At 59.7% G+C, this 20,670-nt stretch carries 16 protein-coding genes and 3 pseudogenes; 8 read left to right on the forward strand and 11 right to left on the reverse strand.

All coding sequences use genetic code 11. From position 1 onward, the window contains the following. Positions 1-212, reverse strand: a 212-nt coding sequence (locus AC1D2N_RS34490; RefSeq protein ID WP_477982882.1) for a hypothetical protein, incomplete at its 3' end; no start/stop codon positions are given. Between the two features lie 279 nt (positions 213-491). Between AC1D2N_RS34490 and AC1D2N_RS34495 the strand changes: the two genes are divergently transcribed. Then, entirely contained in the window at positions 492-659 is a 168-nt protein-coding gene (locus AC1D2N_RS34495; protein WP_157626510.1) for a hypothetical protein, read from the forward strand. 139 nt (positions 660-798) lie between these two features. Here AC1D2N_RS34495 and AC1D2N_RS34500 read toward each other — a convergent pair. After that, a pseudogene (locus AC1D2N_RS34500) lies at positions 799-987 on the reverse strand (regulator); the annotation flags it as partial. A 269-nt stretch (positions 988-1,256) separates the two neighbouring features. Between AC1D2N_RS34500 and AC1D2N_RS34505 the strand changes: the two are divergent. The 3 genes and pseudogenes from AC1D2N_RS34505 to AC1D2N_RS34515 all read left to right on the forward strand — a co-directional run. Next, positions 1,257-2,255, forward strand: a complete 999-nt coding sequence (locus AC1D2N_RS34505; protein WP_130653689.1) for an ABC transporter substrate-binding protein — start codon at positions 1,257-1,259, stop codon at positions 2,253-2,255. Positions 2,256-2,262: 7 nt separating this feature from the next. Continuing rightward, on the forward strand, positions 2,263-4,050 hold the full coding sequence (locus tag AC1D2N_RS34510) for an adenylate/guanylate cyclase domain-containing protein (protein WP_018448444.1): 1,788 nt from the start codon (positions 2,263-2,265) through the stop codon (positions 4,048-4,050). 128 nt (positions 4,051-4,178) lie between these two features. After that, positions 4,179-4,310, forward strand: a pseudogene (locus tag AC1D2N_RS34515) (alpha/beta hydrolase); the annotation flags it as partial. A gap of 72 nt (positions 4,311-4,382) precedes the next feature. Here AC1D2N_RS34515 and AC1D2N_RS34520 read toward each other — a convergent pair. The 5 genes and pseudogenes from AC1D2N_RS34520 to AC1D2N_RS34540 form a co-directional block, all read right to left on the reverse strand. Next, entirely contained in the window at positions 4,383-5,177 is a 795-nt protein-coding gene (locus AC1D2N_RS34520; RefSeq protein ID WP_130653688.1) for a potassium channel family protein, read from the reverse strand. Between the two features lie 245 nt (positions 5,178-5,422). After that, positions 5,423-6,029, reverse strand: a pseudogene (locus AC1D2N_RS34525) (hypothetical protein). Positions 6,030-6,102: 73 nt separating this feature from the next. Then, complete coding sequence (locus AC1D2N_RS34530) at positions 6,103-6,399, reverse strand: PRC-barrel domain-containing protein (protein ID WP_130653687.1); 297 nt, start codon at positions 6,397-6,399, stop codon at positions 6,103-6,105. Between the two features lie 84 nt (positions 6,400-6,483). Next, positions 6,484-6,666, reverse strand: a complete 183-nt coding sequence (locus AC1D2N_RS34535) for a hypothetical protein (RefSeq protein WP_018448446.1) — start codon at positions 6,664-6,666, stop codon at positions 6,484-6,486. A 213-nt stretch (positions 6,667-6,879) separates the two neighbouring features. Then, positions 6,880-8,877, reverse strand: a complete 1,998-nt coding sequence (locus AC1D2N_RS34540; protein ID WP_197728228.1) for an AI-2E family transporter — start codon at positions 8,875-8,877, stop codon at positions 6,880-6,882. Between the two features lie 181 nt (positions 8,878-9,058). Here AC1D2N_RS34540 and AC1D2N_RS34545 point away from each other — a divergent pair, with 181 nt between their 5' ends. Together AC1D2N_RS34545 and AC1D2N_RS34550 are read left to right on the forward strand one after the other, a co-directional pair. Next, positions 9,059-9,523, forward strand: coding sequence for an alpha/beta fold hydrolase (locus AC1D2N_RS34545; RefSeq protein WP_245484435.1), 465 nt, complete (start codon positions 9,059-9,061; stop codon positions 9,521-9,523). 365 nt (positions 9,524-9,888) lie between these two features. Continuing rightward, positions 9,889-10,083 carry a hypothetical protein gene (locus tag AC1D2N_RS34550; RefSeq protein WP_130653686.1) on the forward strand — a complete coding sequence of 65 codons (195 nt, stop codon included), beginning with the start codon at positions 9,889-9,891 and terminating at the stop codon, positions 10,081-10,083. Between the two features lie 490 nt (positions 10,084-10,573). Here AC1D2N_RS34550 and AC1D2N_RS34555 read toward each other — a convergent pair whose 3' ends face one another. After that, the gene (locus AC1D2N_RS34555; RefSeq protein WP_112908566.1) at positions 10,574-10,831 is read right to left on the reverse strand and encodes a hypothetical protein; all 258 of its coding nucleotides are present in this window, start codon (positions 10,829-10,831) and stop codon (positions 10,574-10,576) included. 234 nt (positions 10,832-11,065) lie between these two features. On the opposite strand from AC1D2N_RS34555, the gene AC1D2N_RS34560 reads away from it, so the two are divergent. Beyond that, positions 11,066-11,206 carry a hypothetical protein gene (locus AC1D2N_RS34560; RefSeq protein WP_165403075.1) on the forward strand — a complete coding sequence of 47 codons (141 nt, stop codon included), beginning with the start codon at positions 11,066-11,068 and terminating at the stop codon, positions 11,204-11,206. A gap of 939 nt (positions 11,207-12,145) precedes the next feature. On the opposite strand, the gene AC1D2N_RS34565 is transcribed toward AC1D2N_RS34560, so the two are convergent. Further along, positions 12,146-17,677 (reverse strand): AAA family ATPase, encoded by a 5,532-nt coding sequence (locus AC1D2N_RS34565; protein WP_130653949.1) that lies wholly within the window; start codon positions 17,675-17,677, stop codon positions 12,146-12,148. Between the two features lie 625 nt (positions 17,678-18,302). Beyond that, positions 18,303-18,941: a response regulator transcription factor gene (locus AC1D2N_RS34570; RefSeq protein WP_018246394.1), complete on the reverse strand. Its 639-nt coding sequence runs from the start codon at positions 18,939-18,941 to the stop codon at positions 18,303-18,305. 582 nt (positions 18,942-19,523) lie between these two features. On the opposite strand from AC1D2N_RS34570, the gene AC1D2N_RS34575 reads away from it, so the two are divergent. Then, a complete protein-coding gene (locus AC1D2N_RS34575; protein ID WP_130653685.1) occupies positions 19,524-19,919 on the forward strand; it encodes a response regulator transcription factor in 396 nt (131 codons plus the stop codon). A gap of 486 nt (positions 19,920-20,405) precedes the next feature. On the opposite strand, the gene AC1D2N_RS34580 is transcribed toward AC1D2N_RS34575, so the two are convergent. Then, complete coding sequence (locus AC1D2N_RS34580) at positions 20,406-20,549, reverse strand: hypothetical protein (protein ID WP_245484436.1); 144 nt, start codon at positions 20,547-20,549, stop codon at positions 20,406-20,408. Between the last annotated feature and the right edge of the window lie 121 nt (positions 20,550-20,670).

Raw genomic sequence — 20,670 nt, forward strand, 5'->3', positions numbered from 1 at the left:
TCTTGCTCGTCACCGGGGCTAAGTGCGTCGCGCACTTCATCGTCTTCCCAACCCGCCTCGATGGCGGAAGCCACAAGCGTCTCGATTTTCTCGGTTTCGGACGCATGCGAAGTCTCATCSAGGCGGCGTCTGGCGGTCTCSAGGCACTGACGGAGGTTCGAAGCGCGACTGGGGTCGTTACGGTCGTAGCTTGGTGATGCGATRTAGGTCATGGGAAGCTCCCTGCTGATCGAGAGGAACACCTGAACAGAACTCCGGTTCCACACTACGCAYCTGCGGTAAGCGCCGTCGTTTGCCGCCGGCGCTTACGTCACGCATTGGCGCTGATCCGCCTGCATCCCCTTCGCCTTGGGCGTTCATCAAGCGTCATCCTGGCGAATGGCCGGTGGCTGTGCTGCAGATGGACCATATGCTCTGACCACGGCAGTCTGGCTGTCTCGGAACTTTCGATCTCGCAAGTCTGTTCGTACTGTTGAATGGAGGAACTGGCCATGTCCAAAAAGAATAATGACAAAGGGGGCAATCCTAAAGACCAGCCGGTCAATCACCCTGACCGTAAAGAACTGCCACCGGAGCCTGACGATCAGAAACACCCGGCTCGAGATACAAGGGAGGCACCGGTGCCCAACCCAAACGGCGAGCCTGTCGACAAACCTTAGCAACTGCCAGACCGTCGTGAACCGACTTTTGGATCGGGTTCGCTTGTTGCCTGGAACAAGGAAGATCCAAACGTCTCGCGATGACATCATCGATGTCTTTGATTTCTCGAGCGCCGGCCATCCTAGTGTCGCAATCAAACTATTCCTCGGCGTCGGAATAGTTCTTATATTGCAGCTTCTGAAGTGGCGCATCCAGCCTCAGGATGAGCCCGGTCGGGGCGTAATCAAGAGAGACCTCCCCGAAAGCGGACAGGCTGGAGCTGACGAGCCGAGTGCCGAACCCCTTCTTGGTTGGAGTTTCCACCGCCGGACCTCCAACCTCCTGCCAAGGAGCACGTCGCCGCCTGATCAGCGCCGCCGGCGCGCTGTCCGACGGGTAGGGGGGCGCCTTGTTCTGGCTTCGCAGCAACTGCCAACTAGGTTGCCCGCGCTACCAATGGGCGCCAATATCGACTATACTTTCGTCCACTGAATATTTTGGCTTGTTCGTCGGTCGCTCCTTCAGGAGAAGGGGCGCGTCGAAATGTGAGTTTGCAGCAATTAGCCGGATCTCATCATCCCACCGTTATGTGCCGTGGGTCAGCGAGGGGTGTTCGGATGAAACCGAAACGACGTCCCTTCCTCAAACTTGCAGTCGCGCTGGCGATGAGCCTTCCTGCCATCGCCGCCGCGCAGCAGACGTCGGCCAAGACGCCACGAATCGGCCTTCTCGCCTGGTGGCCTTGCGGTATGCCCTATGCGAGCGAAACCAGCGAGTTCGGAATGTTCATGCAAGGGCTTCACGACCTGGGCTACACGCTGCACGAACTCAGCTTCGAGTGCCGGAGCGCGAGTAAGCAAGACAGTCGCCTTGCAGCCGCGGCGGGGGACCTGGCGCAGCTCCCCGTGGATGTGATCGTGACTTCGTCTCAGCCGGCTGCGCATGCTGCCCAAGCAGCGACCGATGCGATTCCAATCGTGACCATCATCAGCGGTGACCCAGTTGCGGCAGGCTTAGCGAGCAGCCTCGCAAAACCTCGGGGCAATCTCACGGGTGTCACTTATTACGCCACTGAACTAGCCGCCAAACGGCTGCAGCTTTTGATGGAGGCCATACCGGGGCTTGCCACTGTCGGCGTGCTGGCAAACCCGGTGGTGTCATATCTCCCCTTCGAAATGGACACCAAGCAAGCTGCCCGCCACCTAGGAGTGGCTTTGAGCCTCCAGCAAGTCAGCGAGCCGGGCGAACTCGATGTTGCGTTCTCGCGCATGAAGGCCGACGGCGCTCAAGCCGCCTTGGTGCTTCCCGACCTCATGCTGGCCGACCAGTCGTCGCGAATCGCCGCCTTGGCGATCGAGCATCACCTGCCGATCATGGCTTGGGGCTCGTGGTACGTCGCAGACGGCTGCCTGATGGCCTATTCGGCGGACTATGGTGTAATGCAACATCGGCTCGCCTATTATGTCGATCGCATTTTGAAAGGAACCAAGCCTGGGGAGTTGCCGATCGAGCAGCCGACGAAGTTCGACTTGTCGGTCAATCTGAAGACGGCAAAGGCACTCGGGATCGTGCTGCCGCAGACCGTTTTGCTGATGGCTGATAAAGTCATCGAGTGAGGATGGTGTGCGGCGTTCGATCCAGCTTCAAGCCGCCCCGATGCGCCGATCGCTGTTCCGGAAGTACTTCCTCGCCTTCTTCGCTGCGGTCATTGTTCCGCTGGCTATTAGCGGCATCGGCGACGCTTGGTTCGGCTATCGCGACCAGCGTGCAATGCTCAGCGCTCTATTGCGGGTGGAGGCCACATCGGCGGCCGGCAAAATTCAGAGCTTTCTCGACGGCATCAAGGATCAACTGGGTTGGACGGTCCAGCAAGCCTGGACCGCTGATGCCGAGGCATACCATCGGCTCGATGCACTGCGGGTGATGCGCCTAGCCCCGGCGATCGCCAGCATCACCCTTGTTGACGATGTCGGCGTCGAACGGCTGCATGTCTCCCGTATCGACTTGAACAGGATGGAAGGGGGATCGGATCGCTCTGGCGATCCTGCTGTCTTGGGAGTTCGTTCGAACGGCACATGGTTTGGGCCAGTCACTTTTCGCGACGGCTCCGAACCGTTCATGACCATGGCCATGGCCGGAAACCGTAAGGCAGGTGGCATCGTCGTCGCCGAAATCAACCTGAAGCTTGTCTGGACGGTTGTTTCGGAAATTCGCGTCGGGAATCGTGGCCGGGCGTTTGTTCTCGATCGGACCGGCCGGCTCATCGCCCACCCCGACATTAGCAAGGTGTTGCAGGGCACGGACGAGAAGACAGCGGCGGCCCTCACCAGATTGCGGGACGAGATCGCCGCCGCAGGGGGAGAGGCGACCACGGCCCGCAACGCCGAGAACGAACCGGTTGTGACCGCCATGGCGGCGATCCCCAATCTCGGTTGGACCGTGTTCGTGGAGCAGGCGCAGGCCGAGGCTTTCGCACCGCTGTATGCGTCATTGTGGCGGACGGGTGGCTTGCTGCTCGCCGCCGCCATCTTCGCATCGGCGCTTGCCTACTGGCTTGCCAGGCGGATGACCGGACCAATCCGCCTGCTGCAGGAAGGCACCGAGAAAATCGGTGCTGGACAGTTCGAGCACCGTATCGACATCGCCACAGGAGACGAATTCGAACGACTGGCGGACCGGTTCAATGAAATGGCGCAAGAACTCGCCGTATCGCGGGATCGTTCAGAGCGAATTGCACGGCTGAAGCGTTTTCTCGCGCCGCAGGTCGCGGAACTCGTCGAAAAGTCCGGCGACGAGAGCGTGCTCGCCGGACAGCGCGCGGAAGTCGTCGCTGTATTCTGCGACTTACGTGGCTTCACCGCTTTTTCGGCGCACGCCGAACCCGAGGAGATCATGCAGGTCTTGCGCGAGTACTATGAGGCGCTCGGCACGATCATCACACGCTACGAGGCCACGCTGACCAACTTCGCGGCAGACGGTTTGATGGTGCTCGTCAACGCGCCGGTACCGTGCGCAGACCCGGCACTTCGTGCTGTTGAGATGGCGATCGACATGCAGGACGCCATCCAGCGCCTGATCGCCGAATGGCGTCTGCTCGGTCATGCGATTGGCTTCGGCATCGGACTGGCGATGGGATGGGCGACAGTCGGCCGAATTGGTTACGAAGCCCGTGTTGACTACACCGCGATCGGACATGTCGTGAACCTGGCATCGCGACTCTGTTCGTCCGCCGCCGATCAGCAAATCCTCGTCGATCACGCTGTAGCGCAATCCGTGCGTGGAGAAATTTTATTGGTCGCTCTCGGCCCGCGACAGCTCAAAGGTTTCGACGAGCAAATACCTGCTTGGAAGGTCGGAACGAGAAGCGGAAGATCAAATGGCGTGCAAGAACCGAAGGGGTTGAACGGGTAGGTGGACCTCACACAGTTGAGAAGAGATCAGCCTTCTGAAATCTTGCTCGGTTCGCCGACTGCAGCTGTCGGGGAGCCAGTCTTCATCGACCAGCGCGTGGATTTCGCTCTTCCGGCGCAGTCACGCACATCGACATCGACGTGTTCCGCCGCCAGTTCACTGAGATGGGGCCGAAGCGGCCGCACTTTGTGCTTCTGACATCAACACGCGACAATGCGCTGGAGATGTCGAGCTGGCTATCGGGTGGCGTCAACCGCGTCACGTTCTTGAGGCGCCCTCTTAGACAACGGCTGCGTGCAAATCCTACCGTATCGTCTAGCCAGGATCGACGGTCACGATCCCTCGTCCGGGATGTTCAAGACGTCTCCGCACGCCTTGCAATGAACGGCGTCGGCGTCATGGCGCTGAAGGCCGCATCGGTGACAGGGATAGGTCACTTTGTGAGGGCGGACGACTGCCTGAGCAAGCCTGACGAATAACGAGATGCCGACGATCATCGTCACAACGGAAGTGAGCTTGCCCAGCGTTCCGGGAAGCGTGATGTCCCCGAATCCCGTCGTCGTTACCGTCGCGACCGTGAAGTATAGCGCATCGACGAATCCTTCGCCTCCCTCCCTGTTGTAGAAGAAGGACGTATAGACGAACCCGGTTGCCATGAAGAGGAACACAAGGAGATTGATCACCGCCCGGACGACGTCGAGAAGGTATAAGTAGCCGGCCTTGCGCAGCAAGTCCTTGAGCAGCGGACTCGTGCCGATCGCCCAGAACCGCATGATCCGTAGGAAAGCGAAATTGAAGAGCAGGTCCGGCAGCAACAGCGTGGCCAGCACCACGAAGTCGATCCAGGTCATCGGCCGCCGAATCCACTCACGCACAGAGAATACGGCGACCGCCCGGCCGACCATCTCGGCGGCGATCCACACTGCTATCGCATAGTCGATAATTAGATAGGACGGACCGGATCGCAGGTACGGGCCGAGCAGGAAGAAGGCGAGAATGGCAACGTCAATGGCAGCAAATACCAGCCGAAAGGCGATCGCCTGTCTGCCGTCGGCCCTGTCGAGGCTTCGCAGCACCTCACGAAGCGAATTCCGCTGAGAGCCGTCGCCGGATTCGAAGATTTTCATCCGGGGAATGTAGATCCCTCGTCGGCGTCCGCAAGTCGCCGAAGACACGGAACTCCCTCGGTGACAGTCTTAACTGTCACGTCCTCCTCGCGAAGGAGATATTCCGCAAGGCTGTATTGCAGCATGCCGATGGAGGGGTGAAGGCCTCCATGTCTGTAATGCCGACCTGATCTTCAAGTTCGCCGAAATGCCTTCGGCGACTATTGGGAAGGGATCGAAAACTGCGTTGCAGAGGTTCCGCCGCCTTAGCGGAGCAACCCATCGCGACTGAACTCTTCGCAGCCGAGAGGTTTCGAACGTGACGCATCGTCGGGGTCGGCATCAGGTTTCGAAGGGGTCTTGGCCTTGGTCTTCAGCGAACGCGTCGTTTCTCGACCGTAGCTTCAGCATCCTATTCGCGCCAGACTGTCACCAGGTCTCGGTCGAGGATGTCCTCCACCACGCGCGGGTCAAATACGTGGAAGGTAATTTTCCTCGCCCGCCCACGCAGCTTCACCGTGCGGGTTCCAGCGCTGCGCAAGCGTCCGTCGCTGAGCCAGCGATGTCTCTCGGTAGTAGAGCTCGTCAGGATATCCTGGATTTCAGGAGGGATCACAGGCAAGGTTTCGATGTCTTCGAGCACGTCGGAAACAACTGAGAAGCAGCACGGAACGCACTCTTAGCCGTTTCAGCCATCGCCAATGTCAGAGCACCCGCCTCGATTTCGAGCGACTTTCTCACCGCCAAAGGCAGACGTGCGCGAATTTCCATCAGAATCCCCTTCGCGCGAACGGATGATCCGAGCGTGGCTGCGGTCGATAGGGGCCACTCCTTGATCAGCTCCGCATCGTCGGTGGTCTTGGGTTTTGCCATGTGCGAACAGATGGGCCTTCCGCCCGGCAGCGTCAACGACTACCCCAGGACGGAAGGCATCATGTGATTACGCTCAGTCGCGGTGCGCGGGCATCTGCTTGAGCTCGTCCTTGGTCCAGTTCGTAACCGCGTGAACGTCGCCGTCTTCATCGCGCATGAACTCAAGATCCGAGATCGGAACTGCAACAGGCTTCGCGCCGATACCCAGAAAGCCTCCGACGTCGATGACCGCGGAGCCGCCGGCGCCCGCCCCGTGGATATGATCGACCTTGCCGACCTTGTGATCGTCGGCTCCATAGATGGTGGCACCTTCGAGGACGGCAGGGGTAAGTTCCGAAGTCGTGAGGCGGACGTGGTTGGTGTGGTCCATGATTGCTTCCTCCTATGTGGAGGTAGATTAATCGAGTTAAAGGCCGAATGTTCCGGCCGGTGAGAACCCTCGTCGGCCCAAAGATCAGGTCATGCGCTTCAACAATTCAATGAGGGCGTTCATCTCCTCGTTCGCCGACATCGAGAGCATATGATTGTCCGCGAGATCGATAACCGCAACGAAGACCTCGCGCTCCGACCATCCCGCTGCGGTAGCTCTTTCGAGCAGATCACGGAACGCGGCGTCGATTGCATCCTGGCAACGCATGTGGCGATCAGGTTGATCCTGCCCGATGGAAGGTCTCGCTATCTCCATGGAAGAGAAAAGTGAGCTGATTTGCGAAGTTTAGCAACCGGTGGGCTTGTCGCACGGTCGTAGGCTTTACTGCTTCGGGAACTGCCCACGATTTGCTCACTATTGTTAGCTTGGTCTTGCCGACTGACTGGCGCATCTTATGGCGCCTGACCGCCCCTTGGACACCTAAATCCCGGAGCGCGCGGCGGCTATGCCTGTCTTGTTCGAGGACCGCCTGGTACGAATCTTGCGCGCGGGCGTCACCAACGATGGTGGTGCATCGGCGAGTGCCTCGCGGGCGGCCGAGGTCAAGGTCGTGGCAACGAAATCCGCCTCCCCAAGCGCGGGCGGCTGCCTTTCCTCCTGGTTTTCCACCCAAAGGACCGCACCGACGCGAATGGCTGGGTATATGCGCTTGAACCGACGAACAAGTATGGTGGCGTGCCTTGCCGAGTCCTCGTTGAGGAAGCAAACTACGATGGCGTTCGATTGTTTCGGAACGAGGCTCATGGCGCGGCGATTGGGGATGTCAGAATGCCTCGCTGCGACCACCTCGGCTCCCTGTACCTGAAGAATCTGGGCAAGCATCGCAGCCGACGCGTCGTCGAGCGGCCCCCTGCCTCCGACGCAAAAGACGGTCTTGCCCCGTCCGTCAGGTAGTTCGCTTTCATCCCCATTCCCTTCCTTGAGGGGGGTGCTGGGCCGACCTGCCGCTTCCGTCTCCTTCTGTTCCTCTTCCTCTTCCTCTTCCTGCTCTTCTTCCTCCGCGATTTCCGCGAGGTTCGAGACCAGTGTGATGGCGGTCCCGAACACCTGTTCCATCTGCTCCGCGGTCAAGACGCCTCGACGCCTGTCCTTCTCCGCGAGTAGAAGGGCGGGAATGGCAACCTTGCCATAGTAATCCTCCAGATAATCCTCCTCGAGGAATTCCTCAGCGTAGTCGGTCGCCTCATCGGGATCGCCGGCAAGAAGCCGCTGGTACAGCCGCTCCTTGGGATCGAGCACCGGGTCACTACCAAAAACGACCTCAAGGAACTCGAACTGCGGGACATACCGGCCCAACACTGCAAGACACACGGTCAGAGGCGTGGACAGCACAAGACCGACTGGTCCCCACAGCCATGCCCAAAAAATCGCCGCGACGATGATTGCCAGCGGAGAGAGGCCGGTACGAGAACCATAGAGCCAGGGCTCGATGACGTTGTTGCTGGTCAATTCCAGCACGAGGAAGATGGCCCCAACCCAGAGAACAAGGCTCCAGCCAGGGTCAACTGCAAAGGCCAGGAACAGCGGCAGAACCGTCGCGATTACAGGCCCGATATAAGGGACAAATCGAAGGACGATGGCTAGCATCCCCCAGAGCGCTGGATTTGGAATGCCAACCGCCCATAGTCCGAGCGCCAATGGGACGCCGTAGGCGCAGTTCACCACCAGCTGCATAAGAAGATACCGCGCGACGCGGCTACCTGCCTCCTGGATGGCTTCTGTTGTGCGATGCAGATCGCCATAGCCAACGAGCCGGATAAAGCGATCGCGAAGCTCTTCCCGCTCTAAAAGCATGAATATTACGACGACGATGATCAAGCCCAATGAGGCGATGGGGCCGAGCAGCGGACCAATCAGGCTAGTCAGTGTTTCAATTGGTCTACTCGGCGCGAATATCTCAACGAGCACAGGCTCCCTTGGTCTTGATGCGGTACCGGGAGCAACTGGGCGCTCCTCGGCGTTGCTGAGCTCACGACCGACGCTCTCAACGACTGATGTCAGGCGCCGCACAATACCGCTATCCGTTCCACTTTCCTGGAGAGACCGAATTTTTGCTATGATGTTGCCTTGGTAGGCCGGAAGGTTCTGGGCGACTTCGGCTACGTGTCCCGCTACGACAAGCCCGAACAGGACGAGGACAAGAAAAGCGATCACGACAGTGACTATGACCGCCGCAATACGCGGCATACCAAGCTTTCGAAGACGAGAGGAGATGGGAGCCAACGCGAACGTCAACAGCACTGCGATTGCTAGAGGAAGAAGTACGTCCTTGCCAAAATACAGAATGGCAATAACAGCGAGTACACTCGCGAAGGCAGGCATGCGTGAAGGGGAGGATGGCGAGGTCGAATAGACGCGGCGGGGGCCGAGGTCACTTTCCAATTCCGCCTCCGTGATCTTGGCGTCGCTCGAAGACATCGATGTGTCGGTCGCTCTCGCCAAGTCTTTTGAAATTAGGGCGCAAATTGGCCTCGGCAATGGTTGAGACGTACCTCCTTCGACGGGCTTTAGGGCATAGGCTCCGAAAAACAGCCCCGCCGTCGTTGGGGCTATGTTGCTGATCGCACCTTGTTGCAGGCCAGTTTCTTTCAAGCCACTCGTGCTGTTGCGTACGGCGATGATGCCGGTGATCGGATCCGCCGTCCGCCGCCAGATGACCACTCGCTGGCCGGAGGTGATTTTCCGCTCCGCGCTGCGAACCTCGGCCGCCCCAAATCCCGTACCGGAATACTTGGCAGCCTTGCCAGCGCGCTACATCGTGTCGTCGCCCACAATCGAGACCATGGCCGCGGAACTGTCCGCCTTCAACGCCGACATGGCCGCATTCGGGCGCCTCTCGTCCGACCTGCCTATGACCGTTGTCTTCGGCGACCGGGACGGGGTCATCGACTATCGGTGGCACTCGGCGTGGATCCAACGGAGCCACGACCAGGCGCTCTTCAAAACGCTCAGGGGCGTGGGCCATATGCCGCATCATGTCCGGGCTGAGGTGTGTGTGGAACTGCTGGAGCAGCTCGTCGACACCGTGTCCATCGTGGAGAGTAAGAGGACACTGGTGGCATGAGGATGATCTTCTTCAAGCTGCTTTCCTCCAAGTCCCACAGGCGCATCGATCTATATGGCCGTCGACACGCTGCATCGATCATCGAGCTTTTGGAAGGCTATACGAACAGATAGCATGCCTGATTCCAACGCATCTCTTCATTAGCGCGTACAAAAATGCTCTACTGTGAGCGCCTTCTTAAAGGCAACGAGCGGCCTGACTCTCTGTGGTGCAAGAGTTCCCTTACCACCCGCTGAATGCGAGCCCTCTGCCGAGCTGCCGACTGACGTCACGAGCCTCGCGGATGTCCAAGAGCCGCCAGGCAGTCATGTCTGATAGATCGCTCACAATTGACCAAAGTCGTTACCACACGGAGGCCGTTCACGATGGCATCGCAAAGATATAGCCGTTGCAAGAACCTCAATATTTACTGGACGGTGTTCGATAAAGTCAGCGGACAGGCGGCCATCATCGATGGGTTTGTCATGGACATGCTCACCGCCGAGGAGGCCGACAACTTGGTCGATCTACTAAATCGTGGCAACCAAGTGAGCCTCTGGTGTTTTGTCGAACAGCTTTAAAAGCAACCGGCCATCCGCGCAGGCTCGCGGCTGTTTCGAGGCTATTGGCTCTGGGCCGTTTCGGAATAAGCTCTTGTCTTACACGCCCCTGGGAACGCGAACAGGTGGTCGTCGTCGGGAAACGGATTGGATTGCCAGATTGACCAGACTGAGGCTTGTTGTACCACTTCCTTGAGGTCAAATTGGACGTGCTGGCGGGCCTGCGTTGTTTCGATCACCCCGTGACCGAGCCGCCGCGGAAGCCAGAAGCTCCGCTTGAACGCCTGTGTCGCACAGCCCGTTGAATTCCACGAATTCCTTGATCTCAGGAACTAGACATCGTCTCGGCGATCGTCAGAGAGCGCGCCGGGCAGCGTTGGGCAGCCATGGCGACATCTTCTTCCAAAATTCAATTGCTTGAGGGCGTTTCCATTGACGCAGACTTCGTTGATCGTGCTGCTGGATATCCCCGTTGGATCAATTCCCTTGGAACTTCGCGTAGACTGCCATTTCATTCAGCCGTTTGGCCGTGCATCGATATGCTTGGACTTGAATTCGCTCGGCAAAGAATATTGAGCGCGTCTTGCAATCTAAGGGCAGCCAGCGCCCTCGTTGCTTCCTCGGCTGGCCATCCGGCGGCCATTGCCGCCGAAAGCAAGGTGGATTCGGTGTGAAGCTCCAGTCTTTCGTAGAGGGGCTCAAGCGCCTCGCGGGCTGTCACAACGTGCTCGTCTGGGGGCGTGATCGGAGTCGGAGATACCGTCGGCATTCTGCGTCCTTCCCTAACGGTTTTGGAACCTGAAAACTCCCCATGGCTCCAACACACTAATGGCCAGCGAAGCCGTGCAAGGATGAGCAGCTTGGCGAAGCCGGCACTTATGAGCAAACGTTAAAACAAAGTGTACAGGTCCACCATCATACTTGTGTATGTGGAAATTATACGACCGCAGCAAACAGGCGGGCGCTAGGGAGCCATGCCAGGCTCGGCCACTCGTTTTTGAGCATGAAGCCCTCGAAAAACGAGCGCGATATCGGCGTCATGGTCGTCCATTCCAGCCGAGGGCATCTCATCGCGACGCGGGTGATGGTCGACTTTCCAGCGGAGACATCACGCGGCTTGCCGACCTCGATCAAGGACTCCTAAACCCCCGTATAAGTCATCCCCTCCTGTTCGTTACCCCGATCCTTCCTCCAGATCAATGGCGGGTCGGGCAGCGTCCTGCTATGGTCAGGGTACATTTCTTCCGCGCGGCCATGTGATCAGGCTCACTCGGGAGTTCATCACGCAGCGGGGGTAGTACCTGCATCAAGATCAGTCGGGACGGCGGTTTCACCACACAAGGTGGCCGGGGAGCCTACGGGTCGCACCGTTTGCCTCTTCGTTCTTTCGCGTTCCTTCCAAGGATTGACGCCATGACACATGAACTCAACCGAATCGAAATCGATCTGGTCCCGTTGACCTTGTTTCCCAGCGCATATGGGAAAGCTTGGCCCTGGGCTCCAGGCTCTCCGCTCCACATGCCGCCAGATGGTTCATCATGGCCGAATACGGCCTTTGGGGCTCATTTGATGATGTTTTCCGTCATGCCACGCGAAACAATCACGCCTCCCTGGGGACAAGCTTTGCGCGCCGGGAGATCTGCTTTTACCCTGTTTGTGACCGGGACGCGGTTCGGTCTCTTGTGCTACTCCTTCGGGCTTTTCCGTCTTGTGGAGGACTTCGAGGATCTTTGCCCTTCAGTGAGTTCCGTGACTATGCATTAAGCCAAACGATCTGTGTCTTCGATAGGGTTTCTTGGTCCGCACCTGGATCATCGAACTTGGGGCGAAGCACCGTTTAGCTGGTACGGACATGGTAGTGCTGCTCATCGCGTCCAGCTTCCCGTGGCACGATTTCGCCCCTTGCGATGCGCTTGTTGCTTTCTCCACTGCTGCCTCCATTCGCCCGCTGACCGCGTCATGAAGGTGAATTCAGTTTCAGCGGCACCTCGGTCGTCTCGCGATGGAGAAGAGAGGCCCGCCGACGCCTTCACACTTCGCCGAGAGCAGCACTGGCTGCGAAAGCTTCAGCCAGTTGTTGCTCCTATTTTCCCGGCATTGTGATTTGGTCGGCATGCGTTGTGTGGATTTCGTCTCGTTCTAGAGGCAGGGTGAACAGAAACACTGCCCCACGAGGGTCATTAGCGGTGGCCCACATCTGGCCCCCGTGAGCCTCGATGATCGAACGGGAGATCGCCAGGCCCATACCCATGCCGCTGGATTTGGTCGTGTAGAAAGCCTCGAAAATGCGGTCCATGCTTTGCGGGTCCAGGCCTGGACCCGAGTCGCGCACCCTGACGACCACGCCTCCCGAGCCTGTCCCGGTGCTGATCAGCAACTCGCGCTCTTCCTCATTAACGCCGTTCATCGCCTCGATGGCGTTCATGATGAGGTTTAGGATCACCTGTTGCAACTGGACACGATCCCCTTCCACCGACGGGAGGCTCCTCGCGAATTGGGTCCGCAGCGTGACGCCTTGCCGGAGCACTTCACCGCTGGTCAAGGCAATCACGTGACGAATGGCCTCGTTGAGGTCGAATTGCCCCTTGTGAGGGGGTTCCTTCTTGATCAAGGCACGGATCCGGCCAATGACATCGCCGGCTCGATTGGCGTTCTCGACAATCCGGCCGAGCGCCTGAGTCACCTCCTCGAGATTCGGCGGACGGTTACCGAGCCAGCGCAAGGCCGCCTGGGCGTTGGTGAGCGACGCGGCGAGCGGCTGATTGACTTCATGGGCGATGGAGGCTGTGAGCTGCCCCATCGTGGCGACGCGGTTTGCGTGGGCAAGTTGCCCCAGCGCTTCGCGCAAGGCCTCCTCGCTCTCCCGTAACGCCTCTTCGGCCTGACGGCGCTCCGTCAAATCGAGGACGAAAGAAACACCTTCGTTCCTGCTTTCTTCTAGGAGAGCACCGCCCATCAGCACGGGCAGACGGCTGCCATCTTTCCGAAAGTACTCCTTCTCGAAGGGTTGGACCGACCCGATCATCTTCAACTCCGCGACGGTCCGTTCATCGCGGTCGCGCCATTCGGCCGGTGTCAGGTCCGTCCAGCAAAGCCGACCCGAGGCAAGATCCTCTCGGTCGTATCCCACCATGCGGAGAAACGCGTCGTTGGCCTCGAGAATGCGACCTTCGATATTCCAGATGACGATCCCGATGATGTTGGCCTTGACGAGGCGACGGATCTTGGCTTCGCGTTCAGCGAGATCGCGGTACAACCGGGTATTCTCTAGTGAGATCGCTGCCTGAGATGCGAGCAGCTTCAGCACCACGATCCGGGCCGGCGCGAAGACCCGGGGGGCGAGGTTGTTCTCAAGATAGAGTACCCCGGCAGGTTGGCCCTGATTGAGCAACGGAACACAGAGAATGGAACGAGCCCGGTGCCGACAAATGTAGGGGTCCGTGGAAAATGGATTCTGAGCCATGGCGTCGTCGAGAACAACGCTTTCGTTTGTGCGCAAGACATAATGAAGGAGCGATTGCGGCAGGGTTGTCCCTGTCACGATCTCGTCACGCATCCGCACCACGACCGTTTCGCCGCCCGTCGTGGCCTCCGCCGTGATCCGTGACTCACCCCCACGCGGCAGGATCAACAGGCCGCGCTCGGCGCCCGCCTGCTCAACGGCGGTCCGCAAGACCGTGTCGATCAGCTTTTGAAGAACAATCTCTCCCGACACGGCTTGCGAGATTTTGATAACGGTAGCGAGATCGAGTTGTTCGACCGGTGCGCCAATGGTGCTCGTTGGAGCGGGAGCACGTTCTTCCCCTCTCAGGTCGGGATAGAGTTGGTCGAGTTGTCGCACCTTGCCGTCGGCACCCCAGCGCAGATAGCAGCCACGCGCGTTGCGGAGATAAAGACGAGCGAAGTCCTCGAAACCTCCCCGCGCATAAAAGCGGGCGGCGAGTTCATATGCGAGGGCTTCATGATGAACGAAGCCGTTTGCGCGCGCCGAGCGGATCGCTTGTTCGTAAAGGCGCGCCGCGTCGATTTCGCGGCCTTCAAGGCGCGCTATCTCGGCGCCGACGAGCGCTGCTCGGTTCTCGAAGTTCTCCGGGCAATTCTTCGCATAGATTTCAAGCTGTCGGTGGTGGGCGACCAGAGCCTCCGTATGCCGCGCCCGCTGCTCGGCCGCGGCCGAATCGCAGCATGCGGCGCGGGCCAAGGCGCCGTAGAAATGATGCTCCGGCGTTTCCTCAAAATGCGCCACCGATGTCCACGGCAGTCTCTGCGCCCGCAATGACGCATCCACGGCCGCCTCGTGGTCGCCCGCAAAGAACCGCGCCTGCAGTTTTCTGACAAAGTAGCAGATTTCCGCGAGATTCGGATTTTCGGAAAACCGGCGCTCGATCTCAACTTCGTCAAATCCGTCGTCATCAAAGGAGCCGAATTTCCGGGTCAACCCCCGCAGTGTCCGGACGAGTCCGAGCTGCGCGCTGGCGAGGTCCACAACGAACTGGAACCGCACCTCCCGCGCGAACGCGAGGCCAACCTCCGATTGGCGTTGCACTTCGATAAGCGGATCGCCAGCCGCCAGCAGATTCGAGTTCAAGCTGACATGGCTGTATCCGGCAAACGTGAGGTCGCCGCTCTGGTTGGCGATGTCAAGCGCTCGCAGCAAGATGTCGCGGCCGATTCGGACATGTCTCGTCCACGGTATGACGTGGGCCCCGAAGTCTTTGTAAGTCCTGGCCTGAAAGCGATTCAGGTCGTGCGTTTCGACCAGATGGCAGCCTAGCTGTCCAAACCGGAATCCGGCCTCATAGTCGCCGAAGCGCGGCCCGGCAATATAGCCAAGCGACACATAATGGTAGCAGGAGCCGTCACTGTTGCCTCGCTCGAGGCTCACGTTCACAGCTAGGCAGATTGCCATGCATGCCAGATTCGCATCCGTGTGCCATACCGCCCCAACGAGCCGCGTGAGAATATCCAGTGTCGCGGAGGACGCTGGGTCGCTCATCAGCGGCAGGTCAATGAGCTCCTCGATCGCGTGGCTCCCGAGCCCCGACCATATCCGGTCGTATTCTCGTTGCACCTCCTCGTCGGCCGGATGCGGCGACCAGTCAACGCCGAGATGCTGCCTCAGGTAGTCGAGACCGACCGCGGCGGAGCGACTGGTCTGACCGAGCGCGGCATAGAGATCGATGCGCAGGCAGGCGACAGCAGCCTGGTCGTCGGAGCAGACAGCACGATTGGAAAGCCGTGCCAACCGCTCCTCCGCGTCCGGCAGCGCGCCCAGGTGGAATTCGCATTCGGCGCGATTCAGCTCAAGCGCGAAGGTCAGCTGGCGCTGGCGCTCCCACGCGTCTTCCGGCAGCAGCGCCGTGCCGGCGACAAAGTAGTTGAGCGCCGAGGCGTATGCCGTCGACGCTTCGGCGCGCTTGCCAGCCAGCAGATTGAACTCGGCCAGTTGCTCGCGCTCCTCGGTCGACGTGATCAGCGTGGCTCCCCGATTGAGCTGGCTGACAATCTCGAAGACATAATCGTCAATCAACTCCGGCGCGGTGTTCGCCGCAAGCAGTCTCCCTATGCGAAGGTGCAACTCGCCGCGTCGCTCCTCCGGGATCAGCGAATAGGCCGCTTCCTGAACGCGATCGTGGACGAACCGGTAGGCGTCTGGCAGCCGCTCGAGCAGCTCATGAGCGACGGCGGGCCATAAGGCCCCGGCGACTTGCTCCTCCGGGATCCCGAGGACGAGTGAAAGCATCGTGGTATCAGCGATGTTTCCAAGACAGGCGAACTGCTGCAACGCCTCCCGCGTTTCGAGCGGCTGGCGCGCGAGCTTGCCGACCATGAGGTGCACGACGTTGTCGGTGTATCCCTTGGCGTGAATGCGACCGAGATCCCAGGACCAGCATGCCGCGTCATGATCGAAGGTGAGCATTCCCTCCTCGGCGAGCGAAAATAGAAACTGACGGACGAAGAACGGATTGCCGCCAGTCTTGTCGTGCATCATTTGTGCGAGCGGGACCGCACGATCGGGCTGACAGTGGAGCGCATCCGCGATCAACTGCCGGAGATGGCCTTTTGTAAGCGGCGCAAGCGTGATCTCCGCGACATTGCCGCCGGCGCTTTTGATCGCGCGAAGTGTCCGCATCAGCGGATGGGCGGCGCTTACTTCGTTGTCGCGATAGGCACCAACCAGCATCAGGTGTCGCAGATCCGACCGCGTCAGGAGGTCTTCCAGCAGATCGAGTGTCGCCGTGTCAAGCCACTGCAGGTCATCCAGGAACAGTGCCAGCGGATGCTCGGGCTGGGCGAAGACACCAATGAAACGGCGGAATACCAGCTCGAACCGCCGTTGCGCGTCCGGTGCCGGAAGTTCAGCCACCGGCGGCTGCTCGCCGATGATGAGCTTCAGTTCGGGGACGAGATCGACCATCAGCCGTCCGTTCGGCCCCAGCGTCTCTCTCAGGGTCTCGCGCCAGAGTGCCAAATCAGCGTCGCTCTTCGCGAGAAGCCCCCGGATAAGGCTCTGAAAAGCCTGTGCCAGGGTCGCATACGGAATGTCGCGCTTGTACTGATCGAATTTGCCGGACGCAAACAGGCCGCGCGGCGGCACCAGAACTTTGTGGAGTTCATTGACCACCGCCGACTTGCCGATGCCGGAATAGCCAGAGATCAAGACCAACTCCGGCGCCCCGCTCAACACCACGCGGTCGAAGGCAGTGAGCAAGGTCTCGACCTCGTGGTCCCGCCCGTACAGCTTCTCGGGAATCCGCAGGCGGTCCGGGATATCGCGTTCGCCGAGCGGGAATACGTCGGTCGGGCACCGCATTTCCCATTGGCTGAGACAGCGCCTCAGATCGTGCTCGACGCCGGCTGCCGTCTGGTATCGTTCCTCGGCCGTCTTGGCGAGCAGCTTCATGACGATGGCCGATACCGCCGGTGAAACATCCACCGCCCGCTCGTTGGGCGGCGTCGGTTGCCGTGCGATGTGGCAATGCACCCATTCCATTGGGTCGGAGGCGGAAAAGGGCAGGCTCCCGGTAAGCATTTCGTAAAGGGTCACGCCGAGCGCATAAAGGTCGCTGCGGGAATCGATCGAGCGGTTCATGCGCCCGGTCTGTTCGGGGGCCATGTAGGCAAGCGTTCCGGCGACCACTTCGGGCGGCTCGAGGGCCTGGCGCTCGCGGGAGAGGCGCGAGGCGATCCCGAAGCCGGTTAGCCGCACCTCGGCGCCCGTGCCCGTTACCAGGATATTGGCCGGTTTGATGTCCTTGTGGACGAGACCGCGCTGGTGGACCTTGCCCAGCGCGGCGGCGATGCCGATCGCGAAGCGCAAGAAAAGCTCCGGTTCCATCGCCGTGCCGAGCCGCCGGGCGAGCGGCTCGCCGCCCGGATCTTCAAGCACCAGCATCGTCTGGCCGCCTTCGCGCACCAACTCAAGCGGTCGCACCGCCCATGCAGAATCAAGCTCGTCCTTCAAGCCATATTCATGGTCGAGGCGGCCGAGGCTCGAAGGTGTCGGGTACTCGAGGGCCGAAAGCACGACCAGTGCCGGGTTCCACTTGCCGTCGGCACCTAGGCGCCGTTCCCGCCGGAACACGCGATCACCGTCCTCCCAAAGAACCTCCAAACTCATCTCCACCAACGCCGAAGCAAGAGGATGTGCCTGCTTGCCGACTTCGGCATCTCGCCTGTCGGATCCGGCACTGCCATTTTCGTTTCGGAGATCCGTCCCGTCAAATTGGCCAAAGCGAGCACATATGACGACCGCGACCACTTCGCCATCTTCTTACCACATCTCGCCTGTTCGTCCCAACAACGAGCGGCCACCCGCCCGTTCGATGCGTGGTCCGCCTCTACGAAAGACCGCCCAGCGGCTGCTGGGCGGTCGGGGGGGGATACTGTGGTTTCGCCTTCGCGATACTTTGGAATACCGGCACCGATACCCATCAGCGAACTTCTGCTCAGCGAGTCATGTCGGAGAAGTCATCCTGGGCCTCGACAATGACTGCGGTGATGGTCCGAGCTACTCCACCCCGCCATGGTGAGTCGAAAGTGTCTTGCCGGGCTGAGGCCAAAAAGAAGCCTCCCGCGGGGTGGGAGGCCAAGGCGGGCCGATCGGTGGCGATCCGGCCTGGGAGGATGGGAGGAAAGGAACGCGCACAATAGAGCAGGGCTCCCGCCTGGGCTATTGGCCATCAGGAAGGATCGATAACCAATGAGGTGGGGGTGACCTATACGCGCGGCCAGGACCTTTATGAGTGCGTTTGCGGCTTTCCCGGAGCGAGCATCAGCTTATCAGCCATACGCGCGAGTTCGGGCAGGGATCTGGTGCCCATCTTCTGCATGACCTGGCTGCGGTGAACCTTCACTGTAATCTCGCTCACGCCTAGATCGCCGGCAATCTGCTTGTTGGGCCTTCCGGTCACCACCAAAGCCATCACCTCCCGCTCCCGCGGGGTCAGGCTATCGAAACGCGCGCGCACCGTCGCCAATGCCTTTTCATTTTCAAGCCACACGCGGTCGCGTGCCAAGCCGACGTTAACGGCGTCGAGCAAATCCTGGTCTCGGAACGGTTTCGTCAGGAACTCGACCGCGCCCCCTTTCATCGCCTGGACAGACATGGGAATGTCGCCGTGCCCGGTGATGAAGACGATCGGCAGCTGAATATTTTCTCGCGACAGCTCGAGCTGAAAATCAAGACCGCTTTGCCCCGGAAGCCGGACATCGAGCACGAGACAGGTCGGTCCGTCGGGTCGCTCAGACCTGAGGAAGTCGCCCACCGAAGCGAGGAGATTGACGGCAAAGCCGACGGAACGCAGCAGACTGCCAAGCGCCTCGCGGATTTCCGGGTCATCATCGATGACAATGATGGTTGCTGGCGCCTCGGTCAATCGTCAGGGCCCTCAAGGTGAATCGACGTCTTGGGATTTATTCTGTCCACCCTCACCGCAGCAGCATCGGGCAAAGCCCAACCAGCGCAGCGCCAGTCACGCGATGAGAACACTCCTCCTCTCTCCTTCGCTAGTGCCGAAGCGGCTTTTCTTCGCACACCAGAATGCGCGATAATTACCTCGGCCACAAGGCTAGATGCGGGCGGTCTCCAAAAGCGCTTGCACGTCCTGGAGTCTGCCATGGCGTGCCGATGCCACAAGGTCGGCGCCTACCGTCACAAGGGACGCGTGCCGAAAGTATCGGGCGGCGCGAAGCAAGAAAACCTCAAGCACTTTCGATGCTGTGTCGAGTGATCGAGCATGCATTGCGTAAAATCGAAAAGAAATCCTTCGCCGGAATATTCCAATCGGAGCACGGGCGCTTTTTGGGCAGAGACCCAGCTCGCTCCACAAGTCTTAGATAATATATACGATCGTATAGCTTGCGCTGCCTTTGTCGCCGTTCAATACTAAAATCTTCCAGTCGAGCGCGCCACAACGCTAATTCGGCATGATGCTGATCGGCGAAGTTGGGAGGCGGCAGTGCCAACCAAGAGACCTCTGATTGCGATCGTCGACGACGACGAGTCGATGCGGGAGGCTATCAAGGGGCTCTTGAGGTCGATGGGATTTGATGCCGAAACCTTTTCATCCGCGGATGATTTCTTGAGGTTCCCTTATATCCGCCGCACGGCCTGCCTCGTGACGGACATCAATATGCCCGGAATGAGCGGGCTCGATCTGCATCGCCGGCTCGTCGCGCTGGGCAAGAGCATTCCGACTGTTCTGATCACCGCCTTTCCGGAAAAGAACGTACGCGCGTCTGCGTTGGGCGCGGACATCGTGGGCTGCTTGACAAAACCGTTTGGCGAACAGGTTTTGCTTGATTGCATCAGTTCCGCGCTGGCTCTCAATAGCGGTGGGGAAAGCGGTTCATGAGGTCGCACACCGGGTCCTGGACAGCCTCACATGCGTCGTGCCGTGATGTATAAGGGGCTCGCGGCCGGTCCGCCACCGTCGTCAAAGCCTCAATGCCGCCCTCAACGGATTCTCGCAATTGACGGCTTCGACGATACCACGACCTCTGGGCTTCGATCCGCTGCAGCAGTTGAAGGGAACTCAGGTGAAGGACGGTACCCACTAGGCGGGCGCGGGCACGCTAGGGGTCGGGGCGCATCGAATCTAGAGCCACCCTCCTGAAAATCGGACGCGACGTAATCCCATCACCAGGGGCTTGCGTCGACGCCTGATATTCCAGGGCAAACCGGTCCGATAGTTTTCGATCATCAGCATCGATGACCTGTTGTCTTGTGCGGCCTTCCGCGTGCAAGTTTACCGCCCGCGTGACAAGGCCAGCATATCATCTCTAGTAACTGGCGCTCACCTTTAGAACATCGATGCGCATTACTTTCGGGATGCCCGACCCTAGACGACTTCGAGCAGGACCAACAGTTGAACGGGAAACCGGATAGCGATGCCGTCGCCGGGAACGACGATGTCACCGATGAGCACGATCGTAATAACGCCAGTCTTCCGGATGACCTGGCCGTTCGGCCTTTTGCCAAGCACAAGTTGCCACTTGGCGCCAGCAATCGGACCGAAGCAGCAATCAGATGGCGCCATGGGAGGTAGCGCTGAAACTCCCGTTGCTCATCCACGCATTGTCGATCACAGTTCACGGCGACGAGAA

Source organism: Rhizobium sp. P1_B8, from assembly GCF_056406515.1.